This window comes from Xanthomonas sp. F1 (genome assembly GCF_014199855.1).
In genome coordinates, this window is the sequence record NZ_JACHOK010000015.1 from 11,820 (window position 1) to 37,765 (window position 25,946).

22 protein-coding genes are annotated in these 25,946 nt (G+C 70.6%); 5 read left to right on the forward strand and 17 right to left on the reverse strand.

The window, feature by feature from the left end:
• Positions 1-57 precede the first annotated feature (57 nt).
• Positions 58-849: an undecaprenyl-diphosphate phosphatase gene (locus tag GGR71_RS20305; protein ID WP_048491647.1), complete on the forward strand. Its 792-nt coding sequence runs from the start codon at positions 58-60 to the stop codon at positions 847-849.
• A 219-nt stretch (positions 850-1,068) separates the two neighbouring features.
• Here the strand turns inward: GGR71_RS20305 and GGR71_RS20310 are convergent, their stop codons facing one another.
• The 9 genes from GGR71_RS20310 to GGR71_RS20350 all read right to left on the reverse strand — a co-directional run bounded on the left by GGR71_RS20310 (position 1,069) and on the right by GGR71_RS20350 (position 10,422).
• Positions 1,069-1,680: a YbhB/YbcL family Raf kinase inhibitor-like protein gene (locus GGR71_RS20310; RefSeq protein ID WP_160962501.1), complete on the reverse strand. Its 612-nt coding sequence runs from the start codon at positions 1,678-1,680 to the stop codon at positions 1,069-1,071.
• 19 nt (positions 1,681-1,699) lie between these two features.
• Entirely contained in the window at positions 1,700-3,775 is a 2,076-nt protein-coding gene (locus tag GGR71_RS20315; protein ID WP_160962499.1) for a tetratricopeptide repeat protein, read from the reverse strand.
• A 346-nt stretch (positions 3,776-4,121) separates the two neighbouring features.
• Positions 4,122-5,114, reverse strand: a complete 993-nt coding sequence (locus GGR71_RS20320; RefSeq protein ID WP_160962497.1) for a YheT family hydrolase — start codon at positions 5,112-5,114, stop codon at positions 4,122-4,124.
• Positions 5,115-5,181: 67 nt separating this feature from the next.
• On the reverse strand, positions 5,182-5,976 hold the full coding sequence (locus tag GGR71_RS20325) for a lysophospholipid acyltransferase family protein (protein ID WP_160962495.1): 795 nt from the start codon (positions 5,974-5,976) through the stop codon (positions 5,182-5,184).
• A 113-nt stretch (positions 5,977-6,089) separates the two neighbouring features.
• Positions 6,090-6,509, reverse strand: a complete 420-nt coding sequence (locus tag GGR71_RS20330) for a hotdog fold thioesterase (protein WP_160962493.1) — start codon at positions 6,507-6,509, stop codon at positions 6,090-6,092.
• Between the two features lie 165 nt (positions 6,510-6,674).
• Complete coding sequence (locus GGR71_RS20335) at positions 6,675-8,672, reverse strand: phospholipase D family protein (RefSeq protein WP_160962535.1); 1,998 nt, start codon at positions 8,670-8,672, stop codon at positions 6,675-6,677.
• A gap of 11 nt (positions 8,673-8,683) precedes the next feature.
• The gene (locus GGR71_RS20340; protein ID WP_456362649.1) at positions 8,684-9,253 is read right to left on the reverse strand and encodes a YceI family protein; all 570 of its coding nucleotides are present in this window, start codon (positions 9,251-9,253) and stop codon (positions 8,684-8,686) included.
• A 44-nt stretch (positions 9,254-9,297) separates the two neighbouring features.
• Positions 9,298-9,774, reverse strand: a complete 477-nt coding sequence (locus GGR71_RS20345; protein ID WP_160962533.1) for a SixA phosphatase family protein — start codon at positions 9,772-9,774, stop codon at positions 9,298-9,300.
• A 15-nt stretch (positions 9,775-9,789) separates the two neighbouring features.
• Entirely contained in the window at positions 9,790-10,422 is a 633-nt protein-coding gene (locus tag GGR71_RS20350; protein WP_160962489.1) for a ParA family protein, read from the reverse strand.
• Between the two features lie 142 nt (positions 10,423-10,564).
• Here GGR71_RS20350 and GGR71_RS20355 point away from each other — a divergent pair, with 142 nt between their 5' ends.
• Entirely contained in the window at positions 10,565-12,058 is a 1,494-nt protein-coding gene (locus tag GGR71_RS20355; protein ID WP_160962487.1) for an AAA family ATPase, read from the forward strand.
• A gap of 271 nt (positions 12,059-12,329) precedes the next feature.
• On the opposite strand, the gene GGR71_RS20360 is transcribed toward GGR71_RS20355, so the two are convergent.
• Positions 12,330-13,244, reverse strand: coding sequence for an AEC family transporter (locus tag GGR71_RS20360; protein ID WP_160962485.1), 915 nt, complete (start codon positions 13,242-13,244; stop codon positions 12,330-12,332).
• A 407-nt stretch (positions 13,245-13,651) separates the two neighbouring features.
• Positions 13,652-14,263, reverse strand: a complete 612-nt coding sequence (locus GGR71_RS20365; RefSeq protein ID WP_160962531.1) for a tetratricopeptide repeat protein — start codon at positions 14,261-14,263, stop codon at positions 13,652-13,654.
• Between the two features lie 190 nt (positions 14,264-14,453).
• On the opposite strand from GGR71_RS20365, the gene GGR71_RS20370 reads away from it, so the two are divergent.
• The 3 genes from GGR71_RS20370 (at position 14,454) to GGR71_RS21260 (ending at position 19,068) form a co-directional block, all read left to right on the forward strand.
• Positions 14,454-18,176, forward strand: a complete 3,723-nt coding sequence (locus tag GGR71_RS20370) for an indolepyruvate ferredoxin oxidoreductase family protein (RefSeq protein WP_160962483.1) — start codon at positions 14,454-14,456, stop codon at positions 18,174-18,176.
• 269 nt (positions 18,177-18,445) lie between these two features.
• Entirely contained in the window at positions 18,446-18,889 is a 444-nt protein-coding gene (locus GGR71_RS20375; protein ID WP_237474506.1) for a hypothetical protein, read from the forward strand.
• The gene (locus GGR71_RS21260) at positions 18,886-19,068 is read left to right on the forward strand and encodes a hypothetical protein (protein WP_237474505.1); all 183 of its coding nucleotides are present in this window, start codon (positions 18,886-18,888) and stop codon (positions 19,066-19,068) included. The genes GGR71_RS20375 and GGR71_RS21260 overlap by 4 nt, the downstream gene beginning before the upstream one ends.
• Before the next feature lie 303 nt (positions 19,069-19,371).
• Here the strand turns inward: GGR71_RS21260 and GGR71_RS20380 are convergent, their stop codons facing one another.
• From GGR71_RS20380 to GGR71_RS20405, 6 genes are all read right to left on the reverse strand, one after another.
• Positions 19,372-20,154, reverse strand: a complete 783-nt coding sequence (locus tag GGR71_RS20380; protein ID WP_160962481.1) for a hypothetical protein — start codon at positions 20,152-20,154, stop codon at positions 19,372-19,374.
• 511 nt (positions 20,155-20,665) lie between these two features.
• Positions 20,666-21,268: a DUF938 domain-containing protein gene (locus GGR71_RS20385; RefSeq protein WP_160962479.1), complete on the reverse strand. Its 603-nt coding sequence runs from the start codon at positions 21,266-21,268 to the stop codon at positions 20,666-20,668.
• Positions 21,269-21,341: 73 nt separating this feature from the next.
• Positions 21,342-22,166: an NYN domain-containing protein gene (locus GGR71_RS20390; RefSeq protein WP_160962477.1), complete on the reverse strand. Its 825-nt coding sequence runs from the start codon at positions 22,164-22,166 to the stop codon at positions 21,342-21,344.
• Between the two features lie 118 nt (positions 22,167-22,284).
• Positions 22,285-23,397, reverse strand: coding sequence for an alpha/beta hydrolase (locus tag GGR71_RS20395; protein WP_456362650.1), 1,113 nt, complete (start codon positions 23,395-23,397; stop codon positions 22,285-22,287).
• A 122-nt stretch (positions 23,398-23,519) separates the two neighbouring features.
• Positions 23,520-24,308: an EcsC family protein gene (locus GGR71_RS20400; RefSeq protein ID WP_160962527.1), complete on the reverse strand. Its 789-nt coding sequence runs from the start codon at positions 24,306-24,308 to the stop codon at positions 23,520-23,522.
• Positions 24,309-24,443: 135 nt separating this feature from the next.
• On the reverse strand, positions 24,444-25,838 hold the full coding sequence (locus GGR71_RS20405; protein WP_160962475.1) for an MFS transporter: 1,395 nt from the start codon (positions 25,836-25,838) through the stop codon (positions 24,444-24,446).
• Positions 25,839-25,946 lie beyond the last annotated feature (108 nt).

Sequence of the window (25,946 nt, forward strand, 5' to 3'; positions counted from 1 at the left end):
CGAAGCGGATGCTCTATCCTTGCGCAGCTTCCCTCCCCCAAAGCGACCCTCTCCTCCATGAGCGATCTGTTGTCGGCCCTGCTGCTGGGCATCATCGAAGGCCTGACCGAATTCCTGCCCATCTCCAGCACCGGGCACCTGTTGATCGCCGAGCGCTGGCTCGGCCACCGTTCGGACTTCTTCAACATCGTGATCCAGGCCGGCGCGATCCTGGCCACCACCCTGGTGTTCCGGCAGCGCCTGTGGGATCTGGCCACCGGCCTGGGCGACCGGGCCAATCGCGACTACGCCTTCAAGCTGGGCGCCGCCTTCCTGGTCACCGCAGTGGTCGGCCTGGTGGTGCGCAAGGCCGGCTGGCAGTTGCCGGACAGCGTGGAGCCGGTGGCCTGGGCGCTGGTGATCGGCGGCGTCTGGATGCTGGTGGCCGAGTACTTCGCCGCGCGCCTGCCGGAACGCGAGACGGTGACCTGGACGGTGGCCATCGCGGTCGGCCTGGCGCAGGTGGTGGCCGGCGTGTTCCCCGGCACCTCGCGGTCGGCGGCGACGATCTTCCTGGCGATGCTGCTGGGCCTGAGCAAGCGCTCGGCCGCGGCCGAGTTCGCCTTCCTGGTCGGCATCCCGACCATGTTCGCGGCCAGCGCGTACTCGTTCCTGGAGCTGTACAAGGACGGCGGCCTGGGCAGCGAGAACTGGGGTGACGTGGCACTGGCCTTCGTCGCTTCGATGGTCACCGGCTTCGTGGTGGTGAAGTGGTTGCTGGGCTACATCAAGTCGCACCGCTTCACTGCCTTCGCGGTGTACCGCATCGTGCTGGGCACGGCGTTGCTGCTGTGGTTGCCGGCGGCGTGAGGGGTTAAGTCAGCGAGGCGCTGCGCGCCCCGGACCCTCACCCCAACCCCTCTCCCGAGGGGAGAGGGGCTACGGCTTCTCCCTTCTCCCCTCGGGAGAAGGTGCCCCGCAGGGGCGGATGAGGGTCCGGGCGAAGCCTCGCAATGACAGATCGGCGAGGCGCTTCGCGCCCCGACCCTCACCCCAACCCCTCTCCCGAGGGAAGAGGGGCTTTACGGTTTACTTCGCCGCTGGATTGAGGCTGTAGGTGCCGTGCAGGCTGGCTTCGGCCAGCACATGGCCCTGCATCGCGCGCAGTGCATCGGCGGCAGTGAAGCGTGCCGGCACGTCCAACTGCGCCACGTCCAGGGCGAACAGGCGGAAGAAGTAGCGGTGCACGCGCAGGTCGTTGGCCGGCGGATACGGGCCGTCGTAGCCGTAGTAGTCGCCGCCCATCGCCGCGTCGCCGGCGAACCAGTCGGTGTAGCTGTTCAATCCCTGCCGCGCGCCCGGCAGGCCGGGCGGTTGCTGCTTGCCCTTGGCCACGACGCCGTCGCTGGCACTGCCTTCGGCGATCTCGCGCAGGTCGGCCGGCAGATCCACCGCCACCCAATGCACGAACTCGGTGCGCGGTTGTTCGACCGGGATCTGCACGTCGTCGCGGCCGACCATCTCGGCTACGGTCGGCACGTCCGGATCGACGCACAGCAGCACGAAGGATCGGGTGCCGGCCGGTACCGCATCCCAGGCCAGGTGGGGATTGCGGTTGCCGCCGAAGCCGTCGGCCCGGCCCATCGCGTAGGTCGCGGCGATGGGCTGACCCGGCTCGAGGCTGTCACTGCGAAGGCGCATGCGGGGAACTCCGTGGGGATCAGGTTTCAGGGTAGCCAAGACGCACAGCCACCGGCGTCAGCAGCGCGAACGCGGCGGCCAGCGGCGCGGCGTAGGCACGCCAGTGGCCGGCGGCCAGGCGCGGCGGGCCGACCGTGGCGATGGTCGGGAACGCCACGCCGAACGCCTGCTCCAGCGCCGCCGCCACGCCGGCCGGATCGTGCTCGGTCCCGTCCAGGCGCACCAGATGGTGCGGATACAGATCCTGTTCGTGCAGGTCGGCGACCTGCGCCAGCACCGCCGCCAGCCACTGCGCGCCGGTCTCTGGCGAGGCCAGGCCCAGCGGCGCCGGGGCGCCGTTGGCCAGCCAGTCCAGCAGCATGTCGCGCGGGTCGCGCAGCACGATCAGCAGCCGCCCTTCCGGCAGGTGCGGGCGCAGCGCGCGCAGCAGCGCGTTGTCCCACCACAACAGCCAGTCGACGATATTGCCGTCGCCGACGCCGCGCGCCGGCAGCTGCGCACGCCACTCGGCGACCAGCGCCGCACCGTCCAGCGCACCGCTGTCCAGTTCCTCGACGCTGCGGAAGCGCTGCAGGCCATCGGTCGGCGGCTGCGGGCCGAAGCGGTCGCCGCGCAGCACCGGGCTGGCCGCGTCGATCACCGCGATCACACGCTCCACGCCGCTGCCCGGAGGACCCCAGACGAACAGCGGGCGCGCCTGGTTCTGCGGGTCCACCGCGCCCAGCGGCGGCCACTGCGCCGCGGCCTGGCCCAGCGGCGGCAGCGGCAGGCGGTGCGGCAACTGTTCCTGCTGGAAGGCCAGCCAGGTCGCCAGCGCGTCTTCCGGACGCCCGGCCGCATCCTGCACCGCCGCCAGCCACGGCCGCACCACGGTGCGGTCGCGCTCGGGCATGCGCTGCATCAGGCCACGCACGTGGTCGATGGCGGCGTCGTGCTCGCCGCGCTCCAGCAGCGCCTCGACCAGGCGCTCCTCGCCGCTGAGCCGGCCCGGTTCCAGCGCCACGATGCGCTGCGCCACGGCCTCGCCCTGGTCGCGCTCGCCGGCCATGTCGTGCACGCGCAGCTGCGCTTCCAGCGCCGGCACGTGCGCCGGCATCGCCGCCTGCCAGCGCGCGATCAGCGCGCGCGCCTCGGGGCCGCCCACCGGCTCCAGCGCCAGCCGCGCCAGCCACAGGTCGTGGGCCTCGGTGGTGGTGGCCAGCGCCGCTTCCAGGGTGGCGCGCGCGTCGTCGATCGTACCCAGCCGCTGCCAGGCGATCAGCGCCGCATGCAGGGTGCGGCGGTCGTCCGGCGCCACCGCCAGGGTACGGCGCAGATGCTCCAGCGCCTCGGCCGGGCGGTCGGCCTGCAAGGCGTATTCGCCGGCCAGCCGGCGCATGTTGGCGGTGTCGCCGGCCGGATCGGCCAGCACCGTCTCCAGCGCGGTGATGGCGTCGTCCAGGCGGCCCTGGCGGTAGGCCAGCTGCGCGACCAGCGCCATCATCGCCGCGCTGGTGCCCGGGGTGAGCGCGGCCACGCGGCGGAACGCGGTCTCGGCGAAGGCGAAGTGCTGCTTGTCCAGATAGGCGAAGCCCAGCGCGTAGAGCAGGCGCGGATCCTCCGGCAGGGCATTGCTGGCGCGCGAGAGCAGCGCCAGCGCGCGGTCGGCGTCGCCGCGGCGCAGCGCCAGCATGCCGTCCACGCCGAGCAGTTGCGGATGCTCCGGCTGCAGGCGCGCGGCGGTGCGGCTCAGCCGCTCCACCTCGTCCAGGTCGCCACGGCCCAGGGCCAGGTGCGCGCGCATCACGTAGGCGAGGAATTCATTGGGATCCAGCGCCGCGGTCTGCGCCAGCGCGTCTTCGGCCTGGGCCAGGTCGTTGGCGCTGACCAGCATGCCGGCGTGCAGCAGGTGCAGGCTGGCGTCTTCCGGCGCCAGCGCGATCGCGCGGCCGATGCTGTCCAGGGCGGCGGCGGTCTCGCCGTGCTGCTGCTGCGCCAGCGCCAGCCAGCGGAAGGCCTGCGGGTCGTCGGCGGCCTCGGCGGCCCAGGTCTGGGCGAGACGCAGCGCGTCGGCGGTGTCCTGGCGGCGCAAGGCGTCGAGAATGGGCTGGTGCATGTGGGTCCGGCGTTGGGGCAAACCCGCATTGTAGCGGGAGCGCACAGCGGCCCTGCGCGGCGCCCGGCGGCGCAGCGGACGGGCGGCGGATCCGTCGTAGTGCAGCTACTGCGCGGAGGCAGGCACCAGGAACCGCGACGCGTACTGCGAATGTCCTGCACCTTGCAAGATGCCCGGCAGGCGGCCCTCGCGCCGCGCAAGACTGCACCGGGATGCATGCAGCGCGGGCGTCGCTTCGCAGCTCGGTGTACTCGAACGACGACGCCCGCCTGGCAGCCCGGAACGTGTGCTCCCAGACCAAGGCAGGCGGCGGACAAGCGCCCGCCAGGCTGTCCCGTGGCGCGGGCTAGGCTTCCACCAGCCCCTCGGTCAGCCGCTCGGCCACCCAGCGTTCGGCGAAGCCGTCGCCGCGCGCGTTCTCGATGAAGCCGCAATGGCCGCCCCAGTGGGCGATCTCCAGCCGGGCGACCTCGGGCAGGCGCCAGTTGCGGAAATCGTCCAGCGGGATCACCGGATCGTCCTCGGCCATCAGGATGTCGGCCGGCACGCGCAGGCCGAGCAGGCGCTCGCCGGCGATGCAGTAGCTGTCGAAGTAGGCGTCCAGGCTGGCGAAGCCGGCGTGGCGCTCGGCCAGCCAGGCCATCAGCCCGCGCATGTCCAGCGCCAGGGTGGCGTCGTCGTAGCCATGGCGGTCGGGGAACAGTTCGCGCTTGCGCAGCAGCGACTCGCGCCACTTGCGGCGGAAGTACCAGTCGTAGAACTGCGGGCCGTTCTCGATCCGCTGCATGGTCGTGGCCGGGTCCAGCAGCGGGCACACCGCGGCCACGTGCTGCAGCGGCAGCCCCGCCGCCGGCGCGCGCAGCGCCAGGCGCAGGGCGAAGTTGCCGCCCAGCGAATAGCCGGCCGCGAGCAGGGTCGGCGCGGGGAAGCGCTGCCACAGGTCGCAGGCGGCATTGACCACTTCGTCCAGCCGCTCGGAGTGGAACAGGTCCACGTTGAGGTGGTGGGTGCCGCCGTGGTCGCGGAAATTGAGCCGGAACACTTGGTAGCCGAGCGCCAGCATCTTCGCTGCGGTCAGGCGCATGTAGCTGGAGTCGGCGCTGCCTTCCCAGCCGTGCAGCAACAGCACGGTGCCGCGCGGCGCCGCGCCGGCCGGCACGCTCAGCCAGCCCTGCAGGCGCACGCCGTCGCCGCCGTCGAGGATGTGCGAGGTGGTGGTGGCGCCGCTGGCGGCGAGCAACTGCTCGCCACGGCGCACGCGCAGCAGGCTGGAACCCAGTACCGATTGGACGTGCGGGTTGCGCAGCCAGCGTGGGGGGGAGTAATCGGTTGCGTTCATGGGCAGCGAGCTTGCACCCACCGAATGGAGTAATCGGTCAAGCAGGCGATGGGTGGTGTCCCGCTGTTCAGGGTTGTGCCATCGCCGTGACGATGCGTGCGCGCGAGGTCTCGGCGATGCGCCGGCGTCCTTCCACGTCCTGCAGCCGGATCGGCTCCAGGAAATGCACTTCGGCCACGCGTCCCGGCTCGCCGAGCAGGCGCAGGAAGTTGGCGAAGAAACTCTCGTGCGGCCCGAACGCGACGATCTGCTGCGCCGCGCCGCCGGCGCCGTAGCGCAAGGCCACCGGCTGCACCGCCACCTCGGCCTCGACCGCGGCCTGGAAGATGCGTGCGTGGAACGGCCCCACGTCCTGGCCGCCGCGGGTGCGCCCTTCCGGGAACACGCCGACCGAGCGCCCGGAGCGCAGCCGCTCCAGCATCGCCTGCAACACCCCGCCCAGCGACTCGGTGCTGCCGCGCTGGTGGAAGATGGTCTGCCCGCGCGCGGCCAGCCAGCCGACCAGCGGCCAGCCGGCGATCTCGCGCTTGGCGACGAAGCCCATCATGCGCTGGCTGTGCAGCATCACGATGTCGATCCAGCTGACATGGTTGGCGACGAACAGCACCGGGTTGGGCAGCGGCGCACCGATGCGGCGCACGCGCAGACCGAAGATGCGCAGCAGCCAGGTCGACCACCAGCGGACCATGCGGTCGCCGAAGGACTCGGTGCCGGCGCGGCCGGGCGACAGCGCCATGCACACCAGCAGGAACGGCAGCGACAACAGCACGTGCAACGCCAGCAGCGGCACGCGGTAGCCGTAACGAACCCAGCGCAGCGCCTCACCGTATTGGCGCGTGGCGGGTGGGGAGAACTCGCTCATTCGGACAAGGGTACCGGAAGCAGGGGCCTAGCGGAGAATTGTGTCAGCCCGAAGACGCCGCTGCAGACGCGCCAGCCGCGCGTGCGAAGGCAGGGTTCCGCCCGGGCCTGGACTCAACCGCGGTCGACCACCGCCAGGGTCAGCCGCGACACGCACACCGGCTTGCCCGCCGCGTCCTCGATATGGATCTCCCACACCTGGGTGGTCCGGCCCACGTGCAGCGGCCGCGCGGTGCCGGTGACCACGCCGCTGCGCGCGCTGCGCAGGTGGTTGGCGTTGATCTCCAGGCCCACGCAGATCCGTCCCGGCTCCACGCACAGGTTGCCGGCGGTGCTGCCCAGGGTTTCGGCCAGCACCACCGACGCGCCGCCGTGCAGCAGCCCGTACGGCTGCCGCGTGCGCGCGTCCACCGGCATCGTCGCCCGCAGCCAATCCGGCCCGGCCTCGGTGAAGACGATACCCAACTGCGCGATCAGGGTATCGCGGCAATCGGCGTTGAGGACGGCGAGATCGGCGGGTTCGCGAAAGGACATTTGTTGGACTCCATGCAGGGGAAGAACGTCGAAGTGCCGGGACCCGGGGCCCGGGACCCGGAAAAGCAAAAGCGGGCGCTGCGCGCAGCGTTGGGCAGTGATGCGACACATGCCTTCGCTTTTGCTTCTCCCGGGTCCCGGGTCCCGGCCCCGGGCCCCGGCCTCTCAAAGAATCGGCACCAGGCCCGAGCCGAACGCGGTCAACATCCGCACCAGCAGCCACTTGGGGCCGACGTTGACCTCCGGGAAATCACCCACCGCGTTGTAGCAACGGTGGAAGCCCGGGTCGCGCCGGCTCAGCGGCGCCGGGCAGTCGGGGCCCGGCTGGAATTCGTAGTCGGTGGCGTAGCGCCATGGCCAGAAGTCCAGCACCGGCAGCGCCTCGGAGACCTTGCCCATGCTGTAGTTCAGGCCCGACAGCACCGGCGGCTTGATCCGCGGCGCCACCACCCAGGAGTTCTCCGGCTCGATGTCGCGGCCGATGCTGGCCGCCAGCGCCTGCGCGAACGCCGGATCGTCGACGATCACCGCGCCCTCGGTGTTGTAGGTCTCGCTGCGCGGGTCGAAGTTGTGGGTGCCGATCACGCCGACGCGGCGGTCCACCACCAGCGACTTGGCGTGCAGGCCCATGCGCGCGCCCTCGCGGGTCACCGGCAACGGCCGGTTGGCGATGCGCCGGCTCAGATAGGAGGGGCGGGTCTCGGTGCGCAGCACGCGGCGCGCGACCTGGCTGCCGTCGGCGCGGTTGCCGGACGGCCCGCCACTGCCGCTGCCAAGCAGCGAACTGCGGCCGGCGGCGCTGCCGCCCAGCAGCGTGTTGCGGCCGCTGCCGGCATCGCTGCCGCTGCTCTCGCCGCTGGCCGGTGCGGACGGCAGTTCGCCCTGCAGCGGCGCCGGCAGCAGGTTGGCGTAGTCCACCGGGGCGTCCAGCGGGAACGGCTTGTACTCGTAGATATCGAAACCCAGCTCGCGCAAATTGCGGCGCTTGTACTTGTAGGACAGCGCGTACACCACCGGGTTGTCGGTGGCCGCCAGGCTGTTGGTGGCCACCACCACGCGCGGCGGCGGGGTGCGTTTGCGCAGGTCGCGGAAGATCTCCTGCGCCGGGTCCGACAGCACCAGGTACGGCGTCTGCAGGAGGATCTCCTCGCGCGCCTCGGCGATCAGCCGGTCGAGCTTGGGCGCGGTGGAGATGGCCTTGGGGCCGTGTTCGCGGCGGTGCTTCTGCGGCAGGTCGGCGACGTAGTCCACATGCCTGACCGGCAGCGCCGGCAGCACGAAGGCATTCTCCACGAAGGCCGGATCGGACGCCTCCTCGCTGACCCGCTGCACCCGCTCCGGGCGCAGGAACTGCGCCGGGGGCATCGCCGGCACGCCCTCGCGCAGCAGCAGCTTGCCGACGTCGTTGAGCCGCGCTACCGGCACGCTGCGCCGGGCCGCCCAGTAGGCGTCGAAGTTGGCGGCCATCGACCGCGCCACCGGACCGGCGACCAGCACGTCGCGGTCGCGGAAGTTGTACTCGGCGTCCCAGTCGAAATAGTCGTCCTGGTAGTTGCGCCCGCCGACCACGCCGATCGCATCGTCGATCACCAGCAGCTTGTTGTGCATGCGCTGGTTGAAGCGGCGGAAGCAGCACAGCACGCTGGCGGCGTAATGGAAGTAGTTGGGCTTGGCCAGGCCGAAGGTGGGGTTGTAGATGCGCAGCGAGAAGTTCTCGTGCGCGCCGGCCAACGCGCCGAGGATCTGCAGGTCGGAGATCGCCGAGAGCTGGTCGATCAGCACCCGCACCTGCACGCCGCGTCGCGCCGCGGCCAGCAGTTCGTCCATCACCAGCCGCGCGCTGTCGTCCTTGTCGAAGATGTAGGTCTGCAGGTCGATGCTGCGGCTGGCGCTGCGGATCAGGTTGACCCGCGCCACCAGCGCTTCTTCGCCGTGGTCGAGGATGGTGGCGTAATGCCGCGGCGCGCCGTCGCCGGACTGGGCGAAGGCCTTGCCGGCCAGCCCGCGCAGCGGCGAGGCCAGCGCGCAGTGGTCCCCGCGCGTGCAGTCGACCTGGCGGTCGCGCGCGGCCTCGGCGATCGCCACGGCACGGCCGTGCTGCGCCTGCGACAGGCTCGCGCAGCCGCTGCCGAGCAGCAGCGCCACCACCACCAGCACCCGCATCAGCCGCGATGTCACCGAGTGGCTGCCTCGGTCAGGCGTGCGCGCAGCACGAAGGTGACCCGGTCGCTCAAGGCCAGATCCCACTTGTCCATTCCGTAACGTCCACGCAATACCGTACCGCGGCTGATGACATCGCAATCATAGCCTGGGCGGGTGCATGCGGCCGGCATGACGGTCAGCGTCTCGGCGTGGCTGACCCCGCGGATGCTCAAGGTACCGGGGATCGGCCCGCCCTTGCCCAGCACCTGCGGCGAGAACGGCTGCGAGTCGAAGGACACGGTGGGGTAGCGCGGCGCGTCGAAGAAATCCTCGCCGCGCATCCAGCCGGTGTAGCGCGGCTTGCCGGGGATCTCCACGTAGGCGGTGAACAGGCGCAGGTGCACCTGGTGACGGCCGTCGGGCAGCACGTGCACGGTGCCCTCGTAGCGCGGGAAGAAACCTTCGATGCGCTGCCCGAAGCGGGTACGGATCTCGAACCCGAAGCGCGACTGCGCCGGGTCCAGGGCGTACTCGCCGGGCGCCAGCAAGGCCGGTGCCACCACCTGCGCATGGCCGACGGCGCACCACAGACACAACGGCAGCAGCGCGGCGCACAGCGCCGGCCGCACGGACCTGCGCAGCGGTCTCAGGGCCACCAGAACGCGGTCAACCGCGCCACGCCCGGCTCGATCGCCGCGTCATGCGGCACCCCGAGCACCGCGACGCTGGCGGTGGGCATACCGCGATAGTCGCCGGACTGGCCGCTGTGCATCAGCGCCGCCAGGCGCTCCAGGCCCGGATTGTGGCCGACCAGCAACAGCCGCTCGACGTCGCGGTGGCCGTCCAGCAGGTCGGCCAGGGTGCCCGAAGTAGCCTCGTAGATGCGCGGCTCCAGGCGCTGCTCGACGTAGCCGGTCATCTCCAGCACCGCCTCCAGGGTCTCGCGCGCGCGCCGCGCCGGCGAACACAGCACCCGGTCCGGCACCAGCCGCTGTTCCAGCAGCCAGCGCCCGGCCGCCTCGGCCTCGGCCAGGCCGTGCGGCGACAGCGGCCGGTCGAAATCGGCCTGGCCGGTGTCGGCCGGTTCAGCGTGGGCATGGCGCAGCAGGATCACTTCTCGCAAAACGATGGTCATCGGTCAGGCCTTCTTGAGCCACTTGAGCAACGGTTCCCAGTCCTGCTGGTGGTCGCGGACCTGGACGGAGTGGTAATCGAACAGGCTGCGGCCCAGCCCCACCAGCACCACGTAGGCCTGGCTGTCGCGCAGTTGCGCCACCACCGGGTAAGGCCATTCGGCGAGCATCTGCAGCGCCTGCTGGGTGGCATTGGTCCAGGGCTTGCTGCGGTTGAGCACCAGCCCGACCGGCAGCTTGCGCTGGTGCACCCGCGGCACCTTCGCCAGGGTGTTGAGGAAGCCGACGGTGGCCTCGATGTCCAGCGCCGACGGCATCACCGGCACCACCACCGCGTCGGCCTCGTCGAGGAAATGCGCCAGATCCTCGGCCATGGCGCCGGCGGCGGCGTCGACGATCACCCGCTGCGCGTCGTCGGGCAGCGCCGCGCGCCAGCTGCGCTTGCGGCTGGCGTCGATCGGCAGCACCGCGCTGTCCAGGCCGGCGCGGCGTTCGGCCCAGCGGGTCGAGGAGCCCTGCGGATCGGCATCGGCCAGCACCGTACGCTTGCCGGCCAGCGCGTAGGACGCCGCCAGGTGCGTGGCGACCGTGGTCTTGCCCACGCCGCCCTTGGAGCCGGCCACCAGGATCGTCTTCATGCACGCCTCGCTTCCGGGGGAAGAAGCCGGAGCGTACACCGGCCCTACGTCAGCCGGTAGTCAACATGCAGCATGCCAGCCGGCAGCACGCCGACCGGCGCCGGGCTTGCTATCGTGGCGGCCCCCTTCGCCTTCCGATGCCATGAGCGAGCTGCAGGACCTGGTCGCGCTGATCCGCGCCAACACGCCCCTGATCGTGATCGAGACGCAGGAGGAGGCGCGCATCGTCGATCTGTTCCGGCAGGCGCTGATCCAGGTCTGGCGCGCCCTGCACCGCTGGTCGATCACCGAGGGCCTGCGCCGCATCGACCTGGACCGCGAGGATCCGCCGAGCGGGCCGCCGGACGCCAGCGCGGTGCTGCAGGCCATCAAGCAGGCCGATCAGCGCGGCATCTACCTGCTGCTCGACGTCACCCCGTACCTGGGCTACGCCAGCCACCAGCGCCTGTTGCGCGACATCGTCGAGCGCCGCCACTGCCAGCCGCACGTGCTGGTGCTGATCGGCACGCGGATCGAACTGCCGGCCGAGCTGGAAGCGTTGGCGACCCGCTTCAATCCGCGCCTGCCCGACGCCAACGCGCTGCTGAAGATGGTGCAGGAGGAGGCGCAGGGCTACGCGCGCGAATTCGGCGGCCGCCGGGTCGAGGTCGACGGCGACGCGGTCAAGCAGATCCTGCGCAACCTGCGCGGGCTCAGCCTGATCGACGCGCGGCGCATCGCCCGGCAACTGATCTACGCCGACGGCGCGCTCAACGCGTCCGACCTGCCGCAACTGGCCAAGCTCAAGTTCGAACTGCTCAACCGCAGCGGCCACCTGCAGTACGACAACGACGCCACGCGCTTCGAGGACGTGGCCGGCGCGCGCCGGCTCAAGCAATGGATCGCGCAGCGCCGCGCGGTGTTCGCCGGCACCGCACCGCCGGAGCTGGACCCGCCCAAGGGCGTGCTGCTGCTCGGCGTGCAGGGTTGCGGCAAGTCGATGCTGGCCAAGGCCACCGCCGCCGGCTTCGGCGTGCCGCTGCTGCGCCTGGACATGGGCGCGCTGTACGCCAAGTACCACGGCGAGACCGAGAAGAACCTGCGCGACGCGCTGGCCGCGGTCGAGCAACTGGCGCCGTGCGTGCTGTGGATGGACGAGATCGAAAAGGGCCTGGCCAGCGGCGGCGAGGACGGCGGCGTGTCGCGGCGCGTGCTCGGCACGCTGCTGACCTGGATGGCCGAACGCGGCAGCGCCGACGGCGGCGCCGGGGTGTTCATCGTCGCCACCGCCAACCAGGTGCACGAGCTGCCAGCGGAACTGCTGCGCAAGGGCCGCTTCGACGAGATCTTCTTCGTCGACCTGCCCGATGCGCAGACCCGGGTGGAGCTGTTGCGCCTGCACCTGACCCGGCGGCAGCTGCACGCGGACGCATTCGCATTGCCGCCGCTGGCCGCTGCGGCCGACGGCTTCTCCGGTGCCGAGATCGAGCAGGCGATCGTCTCCGGGCTGTACGCCGCGCACGCCGAACAGCGGCCGCTGGACACCGATCTGCTGATGCAGGAAATCCGCGGCACCCGGCCGCTGTCGGTGCTGATGGCCGAACAGGTGCAGGCGCTGCGCAGCTGGGCCAGCGGGCGGACGGTGCCGGCGGATTAGCGGCGGGCGGTGCAGGTGCGGCGTCGGCTACTGCCGCTGCGTGGGAGCGGCTTCAGCCGCGATCAGATGCTATCGATTGAGTCCTGCCGCGGCAGCAACTGTGCTCCCGCTGTACGCGGCTGCGCCCGACCCTCACCCCAACCCCTCTCCCGGGGGGAGAGGGGCTTTGGCTTCTCCCTTCTCCCCTCGGGAGAAGGTGCCCCGAAGGGGCGGATGAGGGTGCGAACGCGTGTGACACCATGCCGCACGATTTAACTCCATCGCGCCGCCGCTACCGCAACGCCCCCAGCAACCACGCCCACGCCGGCAAGGTGACCAGCGACAACAGGATCCCGTAGCCGACCAACGCCGCGGCCAGGCGCGGCGCCAGGCGATGCGAGATGGCCAGCAGCGCGGCGGTGATCATGGTCGGCATCGCCGATTCCAGCACGTTGGCCTGCAGCGCCTGCCCACGCAGGCCCAGCGCCCACGACAGCGGCCAGGCCAGGGCCGGCAGCACCAGCAACTTCAACAGCAGGCCGGCGGCCAGCGGCGCCAGTTCCTCGCGCGGCAAGCGCAACTGGATCGAGAAGCCCACCGCCAGCATCACCAACGGCAGCATCGCGTCGGCCAGGTGCTGCAGGCCGGAGGCGATCCACGCCGGCGGCTGCGCCGGCATCAGCGTCAGCGCGAACAGCAGCGCCCACAGCGGCGGGAAGCGCGCCATGCGCAGCAGCGTCTGCCGCGGCGATGGCGGTGCCTCGCCGCTGTAGCGCGCCAGCACGTACAGGCCGAAGCTGGACAGCAGCACGAAGGTGCCGAACTGGTCGTAGACCACTGCATACGGCAAGGCCGCCTCGCCGAGCAGCGCGCGCACCATCGGATAACCGATGAAGCTGGAATTGCCCAGTGCCACGCACAGCAGCAGCACCGCCTGCTGGTCGCGGCGCAGCCGCAGCGGCCGGCGCAAGGCCAACATCGCCAGCGCGCTCACGCCGGTCAGCAGCCACGGCGTCACCATCAATCCGAGCAGTTCCAGGTTGAACTGCAGGCGCGGCACGTAGATCAGCACCGAGGCCGGCAGGCACAGGTACAGCACCACCCCGTTGAGCACCTCGGTGGTGTTGGCCGGCAGCACGCGCAGACGGGCGAACAGCTTGCCGAGCGCCAGCATGACCAACATCAGGGCGAACGCATCGAAAGCCATCGGCACAGCACGGAATCAGCGGATACGCGGCATCATCGCATGGCCTGCGCACGTGGGCCGTCGTGGCGTCGCAGATGGCGTCTTCGTCTTCGTCTTCGTCGCCGTGGCGATGCCGATGGCGCGGATGGCGCTGGCAAAGATGGCACGGCGTGCTGCTGCAGTGCCTGGCGCGCGGCTTTCTGCGAAAAGCCTGGTGGCTGCTGGCCGCGCCAAACGCGGCACCGACCGGCAGCGACCGGCGTCGACATCCGCAGGAGCGGCACCGGCCGCGACCGACGCCGCACCTGTCTTGCACCCAGCCGCAGGCAGGCTTTCCGTGCAGGAGCGACAACGTCGATCTGTGCGATCGACCACGACCAGCACCACGGATTGCGCCGGCCGCGTCGTGCTCCGTGGACGCGCGCGCCTCAGGGCCAGGCCGGCGGCGCTGCCTTCCAGGCGGCCTGCACTTCGGCCAGGGTGGCGCGCTCGTCGTCGCGCCAGGTGGGCAGCAATGCGGCGAAATCGGCCGTGGCGCCCCACTTGTCCGGCCAGGTGCGCGCCGCCGCGGCGTACCACTTCACCGCCTCGTCCTTGCGCTGCAGCCGCCACAACGCCAGCGCCAGGGTCGGCGGGACCCAATCCGGCGCTGCCGGGCGGCCGTTGACCAGTGCGCTCCACTCGCTCAACGCGCGTGCCGGGTCGCCGGCGCGCAGCAGGTCCCAACCGTAGTTCCACTGCACCTGGCGCCGCTGCATGCCGGCGGGCAGTCCATGCAGCGCCGCCTGGTACAGCTGTTCGCCCAGTTCCCGGCGGCCGCCGGCCATGGCGATGCCGGCCAGCTGCGCGCGCGCCTCGTTGGCGTCGGGATTGCGCTGCACGGTACTGGCCAGGCGATCCACCAGGGCCTCGCCGCTGCCGGCGATGGCGGTCACCGGACGCGTGGTGCTGCGGTCCTCGTCGAAATAGAACTCTTTCGGTGCCGGCAATGCCTGCGCCCGCACGTTGGCCGCGGTGGCCAGACCGATGCAGGCCAGCATCGCGGCCACTGCGTATGTGTATGCCTTCACTGCTGCAATCCCCTGGAGTGATCCCCTCACCCGGGTCCCATCCTACCCCGCCCGCGCCGGCACGGACGAGAACGGGCGCAAAAATCGCCGCTGATACAATCGGGGCGATCGCGCGCGGCGGGCGCTGCGCGCCCGCCAGCCTTCCATTTCCGGGCAAGCCATGAACCGCATCGTCGATCCGCGTCCGTCGTCCTCCCTTGCCGCAGCGACCACCGACGGTGTGGATGCCGGCTACACCCTGGAAGACAAGTACACCCGCACCGATGGTCGCATCTATCTGTCCGGGGTGCAGGCGCTGGTGCGGCTGCCGCTGATGCAGCAATTGCGCGACCGCGCCGCAGGACTGAACACCGGCGGCTTCGTCAGCGGCTACCGCGGCAGCCCGCTGGGCGGGTTCGACCTGGAACTGTGGCGCGCGCGCAAGCATCTGGACGCGGCCAAGGTCGTGTTCAAGCCCGGGCTCAACGAGGACCTGGGCGCGACCATGGTCTGGGGCACGCAGCAGACCAATCTGTTCCCCGGCGCGCGCGTGGATGGCGTGTACGCCATGTGGTACGGCAAGGGTCCGGGCGTGGACCGCTGCGGCGACGTATTCAAGCACGGCAACGCCGCCGGCACCTCGCGCCACGGCGGCGTGCTGGCGCTGGCCGCCGACGACCACGCCTGCCGCAGCTCGACCCTGCCGCACGGCTCGGAGGACGAGTTCGTCAGCGCGATGATGCCGGTGCTCAATCCGGCCGGGGTGCAGGACATCCTCGACATGGGCCTGCTCGGCTGGGCGATGAGCCGCTACACCGGGCGCTGGATCGGCTTCAAGACCATCGCCGAGACGGTGGAATCCTCGGCCTCGGTGCAGGTGGACCCGTTCGCGCGGCAGATCGTATTGCCCGAGGATTTCGAACTGCCGCCGGGCGGGCTCAACATCCGCTGGCCGGATCCGCCGCTGGACCAGGAGATGCGCCTGCATCGCTACGCGGTGCGCGCCGCGCAGGCCTTCGCCCGCGCCAACGGCATCGATCGCACGGTGATGGACGCGCCGCAGGCGCGGCTGGGCATCGTCACCACCGGCAAGAGCTACCTGGACGTGCTGCAGGCGCTGGAGTACCTGGGCCTGGACGCGGAGGCCTGCGCGCGCATCGGCATCCGCGTGTACAAGGTCGGCATGACCTGGCCGCTGGAGCCGCTGGGCATCGCCGCGTTCGCGCGCGGGCTGCAGGACATCGTGGTGGTGGAGGAGAAGAAGGCCTTCATCGAGCGGCAGATGAAGGAGCAGTTCTACAACTGGCCGGCCAGCGCCGGCCCGCGCCCGAGCATCGTCGGCAAGTACGACGAGGCCGGCGAATGGATCCTGCCGTCCACCGGCGAGTTGACCCCGGCTACCATCGCCGGGGTGATCGGCCAGCGCATCCTGCGTCTGACGCGGTCCGAGGCGCTCGACACCGAATCGATCGAACAGCGGCTGCGCTGGATGGAGGCCAAGGAAGCGGAAATGGCGCTGCCGCGCGCCAACTTCCCGCGCGTGCCGCACTACTGCTCCGGCTGCCCGCACAATACCTCCACGGTGGTGCCGGAGGGCTCGCGCGCGCTCGGCGGCATCGGCTGCCACTACATGGTGACGTGGATGGACCGCGCCACCGACACCTTCACCCACATGGGCGGCGAAGGCGTCACCTGGGCCGGGCAGGCACCGTTTACCGACACACCGCACGTGTTCCAGAACCTGGGCGACGGCACCTATTTCCACAGCGGCTCGCTGGCGATCCGCCAGTCGATTGCCGCCGGCGTCAACATCACCTACAAGATCCTCTACAACGACGCGGTGGCGATGACCGGCGGGCAGCCGGTGGACGGCACCCTCAGCGTGCCCGACATCGCCCGGCAGATGCGTGCCGAAGGCGTGCACACCATCGCCCTGGTCAGCGACGACATCGGCAAGTGGACGCGGCGCCGCGAGCTGTTCCCCAGCGACGTGGAGTTCCACGACCGCGGCGAACTGGACGCGGTGCAGCGGCGCCTGCGCGAGGTCAAGGGCACCAGCGTGCTGATCTACGACCAGACCTGCGCCACCGAGAAGCGGCGCCGGCGCAAGCGCGGCAAGCTGCCCGATCCGCCCAAGCGTGTGCTGGTCAACTCGCTGGTCTGCGAAGGCTGCGGCGACTGCGGTGAGAAGAGCTTCTGTGTGTCGGTGCTGCCGAAGGAGACCGAGTACGGACGCAAACGCCAGATCGACCAGTCCAGCTGCAACAAGGACTACTCCTGCGTGTCCGGGTTCTGCCCCAGCTTCGTCACCGTGCACGGCGGGCAGCCGCGCAAGGGCCGCAAGGCCGACGCCGCGACGCTGCTGGAGCAGCTGCCGGCACCGACCTTCCGCAGCGACCTGAGCCAGCCCTGGAACATCCTCATCACCGGCGTCGGCGGCACCGGCGTGGTCACCATCGGCGCGCTGCTGGGCATGGCCGGGCACCTGGAGGGCAAGGGCGCCAGCGTGCTCGACCAGACCGGCCTGGCGCAGAAGGGCGGCGCGGTCACCACGCATATCCGCATTGCGCGGCAGCCGGAGGACCTGCACGCGGTGCGCATCGCCGCCGGCGAGGCCGACCTGGTGCTGGGTTGCGACATGGTGGTGGTCAACGACTACTGGGCGCTGTCGAAGGTGCGTGGCGATCGCTCGCAAGTGGTCCTGAACAGCTACGAGGCGATGCCCGGCACCTTCACCACGCACCCGGACATGCAGTTCCCGGCCGCCGAGATCATTGCCGGCGTGCGCCTGGCGCTGGGTGGCCGCGATCCACTGTTGCTCGACGCCACCCAGCTGGCCACGGCCCTGCTCGGCGACGCCATCGCCAGCAACCTGTTCATGCTCGGCTACGCCTGGCAGCAGGGCCTGGTGCCGCTGTCGCATGCGGCGCTGATGCGTGCGATCGAGCTCAATGGCGCAGCGGTGGCGATGAACCAGCAGGCCTTCGCCTGGGGCCGCCTGGCGGCGCTGGACCTGCCGGCGGTGCGTCGCGCGGCCGGTCTCACCGATCCGGCCGCGGACGAGCGCGAACGCCAGGCCCTGGGCCTGCAGCAACTGCCGCCGGGCGAGTGGGAAGGCCACGAGGCCGGCGCCAGCGCCGCGCCGCGCAATCCGTCCAATCCGCGTCCGGCGCGCGAGCTGCCCGCCGCCGCCGAGAGCGGCGATGCCGGGCACGCGCCGCTGGACGACAGCCGCCTGTCGCGCTCGCTGCACGAGCTGATCGCGCGCCGCCACGCCTTCCTGGTCGATTACCAGGATGCCGCTTACGCCGCGCGCTACACCGCACTGGTGGAACGCGTGCGCGCTGCCGAGCAGCGCGTGGCCCCCGCCTCGACCGCGCTGACCGAAGCGGTGGCGCGCTATGCGTTCAAGCTGATGGCCTACAAGGACGAGTACGAGGTGGCGCGGCTGTACACCAGCGGTGCGTTCGCCCAGCAGTTGCAGGCGCAGTTCGAGGGCGACTACCGCGTGCGCTTCCACCTGGCACCGCCGCTGCTGGCGAAGAAGGACGCGCAAGGCCGGCTGCTTAAGCGCGACTACGGCCCGTGGATGTTCACCGCGTTCAAGTGGCTGGCCAAGCTGCGGCGCCTGCGTGGCGGTACCTTCGACGTGTTCGGCTACAGCGCCGAGCGACGCGGCGAACGGCAGTTGATCGCCGACTACGTCGCCACCGTGGACGAACTGCTGCAGCGGCTGCAGGCGGACAACCTGGCCCTGGCGGTGCAGATCGCCAGCATCCCGGAACACATCCGCGGCTACGGCCACGTCAAGGAAGCGCATCTGCACGAGGCCAAGCAACGCGAAGCGCGGCTACTGGTGACCTGGCGCAATCCCAAGGCGCTGCATATCGTGCAGGCGGCCTGAGCGGGCGACGCGGCGCCGTTGTGAGGCGGCGTCGCAGTAGCGGTATCGGAGGCGATTGACGGAACGCGGCGTGGCCCAAGCCACGCCTGCAACGCTCCCGCGATCCCCGATGCATCTGCGTCTGCCGCAGGAGCGGCTTCCGCCGCGACCGGAACTCCATCGGGATGCAGGCCTGCAGCCTCGCCCAGAGTGGGTCGCCGCGGGCCACCACCCGAACCTTGCGTGGATCGTCAGCGGTCCACGGTCGCACCCCATCGAAGGAGCATCGCGTGAAGCTGGGCAAACTCGTGTGCGTGGCGCTCGTGGGCGGCCTTCTGCTGTTCTACCTGCTGGCAGAGCATGCCGGCCCCTGGATCATGCCGCGGTTCATCACGATCCGTGTCGTCGCAGGACCCGATCGGCCGCTTTCGGGCGCGAGCATCCGCGTCGTACAGGATGTGTGGTCGATCCCGTGCCTGAGCTACATGGGGATCTCCGGTGCGAGGTGCGCATCGGGCAAATGGACGGTCTTCCATGGCCGCCTGGATCGAAACGGCGAAGCGCGTGTGTTGGTATTCCAGGCAGTGGGATTGTGGGCCGAGCCGTACATCGCCTGTATCAATGGGAGCCAATACGAAGGCACCGGCGCGTACGCAGAGTGGCCGGAACAGAAGGACCCGCAGCGTGTCACCTGGACTACGCGCGCTTGGAGCAGCAAGGGACCGGTTGCATGAACGGCTATGGCGAAGAACGGCTGGCGGCCCCGGCATGGTGGGATGCCGCCCTGAAGGAAGACGCGGAGGCGGAGGCAAAGGCTGAGGCAGAGGCGCAGGCGGATGCACAGGAGGACGATCCATTGCAACCGGCGGCTCAACAACCTACTGATAGTTCGCCGACGTCGGACGGACCGTAGAGGCCAGGCTGTAGGAGCGGCTTCAGCCGCGACCTGCCATGCCAACAGGTGGCGATGCAGCCTGTGCCAGCGGCTTCTCGCGCGCCGATACCATGTAGATGGATCCCGGTCGATCGCGATGGTGTCGATATGGAAGGATCTGCGCGTCGGGACTGAAGTCCCTCCCACCTGTTTGCTTCCTTACACTCCGCATACGACGCAGCGGCCCCAGGCAGGTAGCCGCTGTGTCGTATCAAGATGCGATTCGGTCGAGTGACACATGGCAACTCGACCGAGTGGCATGCGACAGAACGAACGTTGGAATCAGACCCGCGGATCGGGCGGGTTGCCGCGGCCGGGGCGATCGTAGCGATCCGAATCGAAGGCTTCGCGCACGGCGGCCTTGGCCTGTGCCCAGCTCAGCCGCGAGCGGTCCTTGACGCGTTCCCAGCCGCTTTCCAGATCCGATTCCAGGCGGTCGTCCCAGACGCGGTCGCGGTAGCGGCTGCGCGCCTGCACGCCGTAGCGGTAGGCAGGGCGGTAATCGTCGTAGCTGCTGTCGGTATCGCGATAGTCAACGGTGTCGAAGCGCTCGGCGTAGTAGCGGTCGCTGTCTTCATACGTGCGATAGGTGGTATCGGCGCGCTCCCACGAATCGCGCGCGGCCAGCCGCGCCTCGTCCCACTCCAGGCGCGAATCGCCACGGCGCGTGCCCCAGTCGCGCGACAACTCGCGTTCGTGTTCGTCCCAGGTGCGCGAGGGATATTGTTCGCGCGCCTGCAGGCCCAGGCCGTAGGCGGCGGCATAGTCGCGGTCGTAGTCGTAGTCGGCCTTGGCGTAGTCGCGGTTGCGGTACTCCTCGCGCCAGTACGCGTCCTCGCCGGTGGGATCAATGCGCTCGGCCACGCCCTTGCCCGCCGCCGCGCCGGCGACCACGCCGACCGCCGCGCCGATCAGGGTGCCGAGCGGGCCGAACACCGTGCCGGCCAGCGCGCCTGCGGCCACACCGCCGGCGGTGCCGCCGATACCAACCCCGACCGGATGCGAACCCGGGGTGCCGGAAATCGGGTCGCGATTGAGATCGCGGGATTCGTCGTTGCTGTGCATGGGAACGCTCCGTCGTGGAAGGGTGTGCCGGCGATCTGCGCATATGCAGCAGCCGGTGTCGCCGCACAGTCGCAAGTCAGCGGTGAATCGGCCGTGGCATTGCGGTGAACCCGCGATGAGGGAGGCAGTGCGCTGCCGTCACCTGGACGCAACACGTGGCCGTCAGCTCGATGGCCGGGCATTGCCAGACTTGGCAGGTAAGCCCGCATGGCATGCGATGCAACGCACTGCACCGGTGTGCTGCGACGGAGCCGACGTCGCAATCACGTCACTGACGTCCTCAGCTTGGCCATTTCCGCCACGCAGCTGCGCAGCGTGGCGTAGCGACGACCTCGGCACTACCGCAACTGGCAGTGCACGCCATCCACACACGTCGCAAAGCGGCGCACCAGGGAGCGCGAACGGCGTGGGCACGCCACCATGGACAGGTGACGACATGCATGCGCGGCGCATGAGCGCGCCGAGCAGCGTTCGCATGCGCCGCCAGCCACGCGGTCGCGGTCAGTCGTGCCTAGACGCGGCGCCAGACCAGGCAGCGGTTGTTGGCCGGCATCGCGACGTCCTCGTGCAACGCCAGGCCCTGCGCCAGCGCCAGCGCGTTCACTGCTTCGGCATCGCGGATGCCGCTGGCCGGGTCGCGCGCCTTCAACCACGCATCGAAGTCGCGGTTGCTGTCGCTGGTGAAGGCGCCGCCATAGTTGAACGGCCCATACACCGCCAACACGCCATCGGCGCTGTTCGCCAACAGCGCGCCGACGCCGGCGAAGAACGCCTGCACCGCGTCCCAGCCCATGATGTGCAAGGTGTTGGAGGTGAACACCGCATCGTAGCCGGTGTGCGGCCACGGCCCTTCGCGCACGTCCAGCGCCAGCGCCGGCGGCGTGTTGGGCAGGCCCGTCGCCTCCAGCCACTGCGCGATGCCGGGAAGATGCTCGGCGCGCTCGCTGCATCGCCAGGTCAGGTGCGGCAGCGCTGCGGCGAAGTGCACCGCGTGCTGGCCGGTGCCGCTGCCGATCTCCAGCACGCGGCGGCGATCGGCGAACTGCCGCTGCAGCACCTGCAGGATCGGATCGCGGTTGCGATCGCAGGACGGCGCGTAGGGTCGATCGCTCATCGTGTCGTGCACCTGTGTGCGCTGGGCAATGCCGCGGCACCACGCAACGGCGTACGCGGCGACGGCAGCCGGCTCATCCGCGTGAGCGCACGAAGATGCGCTTGCCGCCGCCCTCGTTGCCGCGCTCCTCCAGTTCGAAGTGCGACGACAACCGGCGCAGCAGGTCGCTGAGCTTCTTGTGCCCGTACAGGCGCGGATCGAAATCCGGACGCACCTTGTTCAGATAGCTGCCGACGCTGCCAAGTCCGGCCCAGCCCTGGTCATCGGAGGCTTCTTCGATGGCCTGACGCAACAGCGTCAATGGCGCCGGCTTGGTTTCGGTCGCGGCCGGCGCCGGCTCCGGTTTGGCCGGCGTCGCGGCCGGCGTCTTGCGGCCCTTGGCCGCCGGCTTGGCGGCCGCAGCGGCGGACTTGACCGGCTCGGTTGCGCTGGCCTCGCTGCGCAGCACTTCGGTGTAGATGAACTTGTCGCAGGCCTGCACGAACGCGTCCGGGGTCTTTCGCTCGCCGAAGCCGTACACCGTCGGCCCTTCCTCGCGCAGGCGCTGCGCCAGGCGAGTGAAGTCGCTGTCGCTGGAGACCAGGCAGAAGCCGTCGAAGCGGCCGGTGTAGAGCAGGTCCATCGCGTCGATGATCAGCGAGCTGTCGGTGGCGTTCTTGCCGCTGGTGTAGGCGAACTGCTGCACCGGGCTGATCGAGTGCTTCAGCAGCGCCTGCTTCCACTGGGTCATGCGTGTGCTGGTGAAATCGCCGTAGATGCGCTTGACGCTGGCCAGGCCGTACTTGGCGACCTCGGCGAGCAGGCCTTCGATCACCGACGGCTGCGCGTTGTCGGCGTCGATCAGCACCGCCAGCCGTGGCTGGTCGTCGTCGCTGTCGGAACGGTGGCGGGTTTTCATGGCGAAGCACCTGGCAGAAAAAACGGGGGACGAAGGCGGCCGCAAGGCAGCGGCCGCCACTGTGCCATCGCCGCGCGACGACGGCCAGTCGCCGCGCGCGCCGGCTGCAACGTGCGCGTCAGTCCTGCGCCGCTACCACCGGCGCCGTTGCCGGCAACGGCGGCAGCTCCAGATGCCGACGGAAGAAGCGTGCGATCACCCGCAGTGCCTGCTGGCTTTCCGGCAATGCGGTGTTCAGGTGGAAGGCGTGGCCCATACCGTCCCACACGTGCAGGTCGGCCTCGCGGCCCAGCTCGACCAGCCGTGTATGGGTGTAGGCGACATTGCTCAACTCCGCCGCGCGCGTGCCGGTGATGAACAGCAGCGGCGGGAACTGCGCCAGCACCGCGTTGGAGAACACCGGCGACACCAGCGGATCGTGGAAGTCCACGCCTTCGCCGTAGTACAGGTCTTCCATGATCGGCAGCGCCCCCTGCGCGTCGGGCAACGGCGCGTCGTTCACCGCCGCCACCACGTAGCGCGAATCGCCGCGGTAGCGCGCGTCGCCGCCGGCACAGAACATGCCCGCCGCCGCCGGCATCGGCAATTGCTCCTTGGCGAACCAGGCCAGCGACTCGCCGGTCAGCACGCCGCCGGCCGAGCAGCCGAACAGGCCGATGTGCTGCGGCGTGTAGCGCTTGAGCGCGGCGCGATAGACCGTGGCCACGTCTTCGCTGGCGGCAGGGAAGCGGTGTTCCGGGCCTTGCCGGTAGTCGACGCTGACCACGGTGACGCCGGTCATCGCCGCCACCGGGATCGCCTCCATCATGCCGAACGAGGCCGCGCTGCCCATCACGAAGGCACCGCCATGCAATTCGATCAACAGCCGCTGGCGCTGCGCCGGCGATGCATCGCGTGGCTGCACGAGGATCACCGGCACGCCGTCCCAGGTGGTGCGCTGCAGCGTCACCCCGTAGCGCTCGCGCAACGGCTCCACCACGGTCTTGGCCCAGGCCTCGGTCTCCGCGCGGATGCGCGGCAGTTCGCGGCGCAGCGTGGCGTTATCCATCTTCGCCAGCGGATCGCCCTGCGCCATGTCCTTGCGCGCGGCCGCCTGCGCCTGCGCGCTGAGGAACGGCGACAACGGCAGGTCGAAGGTGGGCATGCGCCGCACGCCATCCTGCGGCGGCGCGTCGGCCGCGGCCTGCAGCGCCGGCGGGAGCAGCCCCGCGATCAGCGCCAGCAGGCGCACTCCTTGTGTGTACTTCGCTCCACTCACGTCCAGGTGCCCTCCACGGCATCGCGCGATCGCCGAGGATAGCGGCGCGGCGCGGGCGGGACTTTGCACGATCCCGCCACTTCGCCGGTGCGGCGCTATCTGCGCGTCGGCAACGCCTCGTAGGCCTGGCGCACTGCGGCCTCGCCGTAGCGGCGCTCCAGCCGGCGCACGATGAAGTGGCCGCGCGCCATCGCCTGAAAGTGCGAGATGAACACCGTGTTGAGCAGCGCGCCACTGGCCGCGCCGACCAGCGGCACCGCCTGCGCCGCCAGCTTCTCGCTCACCGTCACCGAGAACTTGGCGGCGATGCGCGACAACAGCGACACCAGCACCGGCGCGCCCTTGCTGCCCAGGCCATGCGCGGCGATGTACTGCGCCGCGGCGCTGAGTTGTTGCGCCATCGCCGCGCGCACTGCGAAGTAGCCCGATTCGCTGCCGTCGTCGCGCGGGCTGCGGCCGCCGTGCGCCAGCACCTCCAGGCAGGCCAGGGCGGTGGCCGGGTCGTCGAGGCGCTCGCCTTCGGCACGGGCGATGTCGGCAATCGAACGCAGCATCAGGGTCGTGGTCAGCGGCAGTTCCACCACCAGCCCGGGCAGGCCGAAGAAGCCGCCGGCGGCGCCGGTCGCCGCCACCGCAGCCCCGTGCAGGCGCGGCCGCGCCCGCTCCGGCGCCTGCGTACGCAAAGTCAGCAGCGCCGAGCGCAACGCCACCCGCAGCGCGCGCTGGCTGACCGCATCGATGCGCGAGGACAGCATCTTCGGCATGCGCTTGCTGATCAGCGCCTCGATCGGCGCGCCCACCGCATTGGCGATCTTCGCCGCCAGGCCGGGGTGTTCCAGCAGCGCGCGCGCCTGGGCCAGGTCGCGGTGGTCGGCGGCATCCATCACGGGGACGGGCAATAGCGAGGTCATGGCCGAAGCTCGTGGCGAGGGAGGCGACAGCATGCACCGGGCGGCAGCGGCATGGTGTCGAGGGCCGATGACCGCGGCAGGACATTCAGGAATCGGCGGAACATCCCGCTAGATCCGCTCCAGCGAACGCTGGTGGGTGCGCGGCCCGAACCGGCCCACCACCGCGGCGGCCAGCAGCAGGCTGGCGGCAATGAAGCCCAACACGCCGCGGTGGCCGGTGCGGTCCAGCAGCATGCCGATCAGCAGACTGCTGGCGGCGGTGGACAGGCGGCTGAAGGAATAGCAGAAGCCAACCGCGCGGGCACGCAGCGCGGTGGGAAACAGTTCGGCCTGGTAGCCGTGGTAAGCGAAGCTCATCCAGGCATTGCAGAAGGTGACCGCCGCGCCGCAGGCGATCAGCAGCAGCGGCTGACTCTGCCAGGCGAACAGCAGGCCGAACAGCACCGCGCCCAGCGCCGACACAACGACTTGCCACTTGTTCTCCCAGCGCTGCGCCACGCCGATCAGCAGCAGTGGCGCCAGCGGATAGGCCAGCGAGATGGCGAAGGCGTAGCCGAGGCCGTGCACGCTGTCGGCGCCCTGCCGTGCCAGCAGCGCCGGCAGCCAGTTGCCGAAGCCGAAGAAGCCGATCGCCTGGAAGATGTGGAAGCTCACCAGCATCGCCATGCGGCGCCGGTACGGGGCCTGCCACAGCGCGGACAGCTGCGGCGTCGGCACGGCTGGCGCCGCAGCCGGCTCGGGCGCGGGCAAGGGCCGCCCCAGGTCGGCGGCGCAGCGCGCTTCCAGCCGCTGCAGCACCGCGTCGGCCTCGGCATGCCGGCCCTGCGTGGCCAGCCAGCGCGGCGATTCCGGCAGGCGGCTGCGCAGCCACCACACCGCCAGCGCGAAGCCGCCGCTGAGCAGCGCCACCCAGCGCCAGCCGCTCATGCCCAGCGGCGCGTGCGGCACCAGCGCCCAGGCGCTCAGCGCCACCGCTGGCACCGCCAGGAACTGCACGCAGAACGCCAGCGCGAACGCGGCGCCGCGCATCTGCCGCGGCACCATCTCCGACAGGTAGGTGTCGATGGTGACCAATTCGATGCCCAGGCCGATGCCGACCACGCCGCGCCACAGGATCACCCCCAGCGCGCTGTGCTGCAGACCCATCGCCACGGTGGCCACGCTGTACCAGAGCAGCGCGAAGGAGAACACCGCGCGACGCCCGAAACGATCGACCAACGGACTGAGCAGGCTCGCGCCGAGGAACAGGCCCAGGAACGTCGCCGAGGCGAACGCGGCCTGGTCGGCGATGCCGAACACGCCGGCCGCGCCCTCGGCGAAGATGCCGTCGCGCAGCAGGCCGGGGCTGAGGTAGGCGGTCTGGAACAGGTCGTACAGTTCGAAGAAACCGCCCAGCGCCAGCAGCGCGACCAGCCGCCACAGGGTCCGGGTCGGCGGCAGGCGTTCCAGGCGCGCCGCCACCAGGGCGACGGGATCGGAAGCGGCAACGGCGGCATCGCGCATGCGGGAAGGTCCTGGGGGAGGAAACGCGCCGCCGCATGCTGCCCGATCCGCCGCCGCGCGCGCCACCGCGTCGGACCAGAATTGCCGACCGCGCCGGATCGGCGTTCA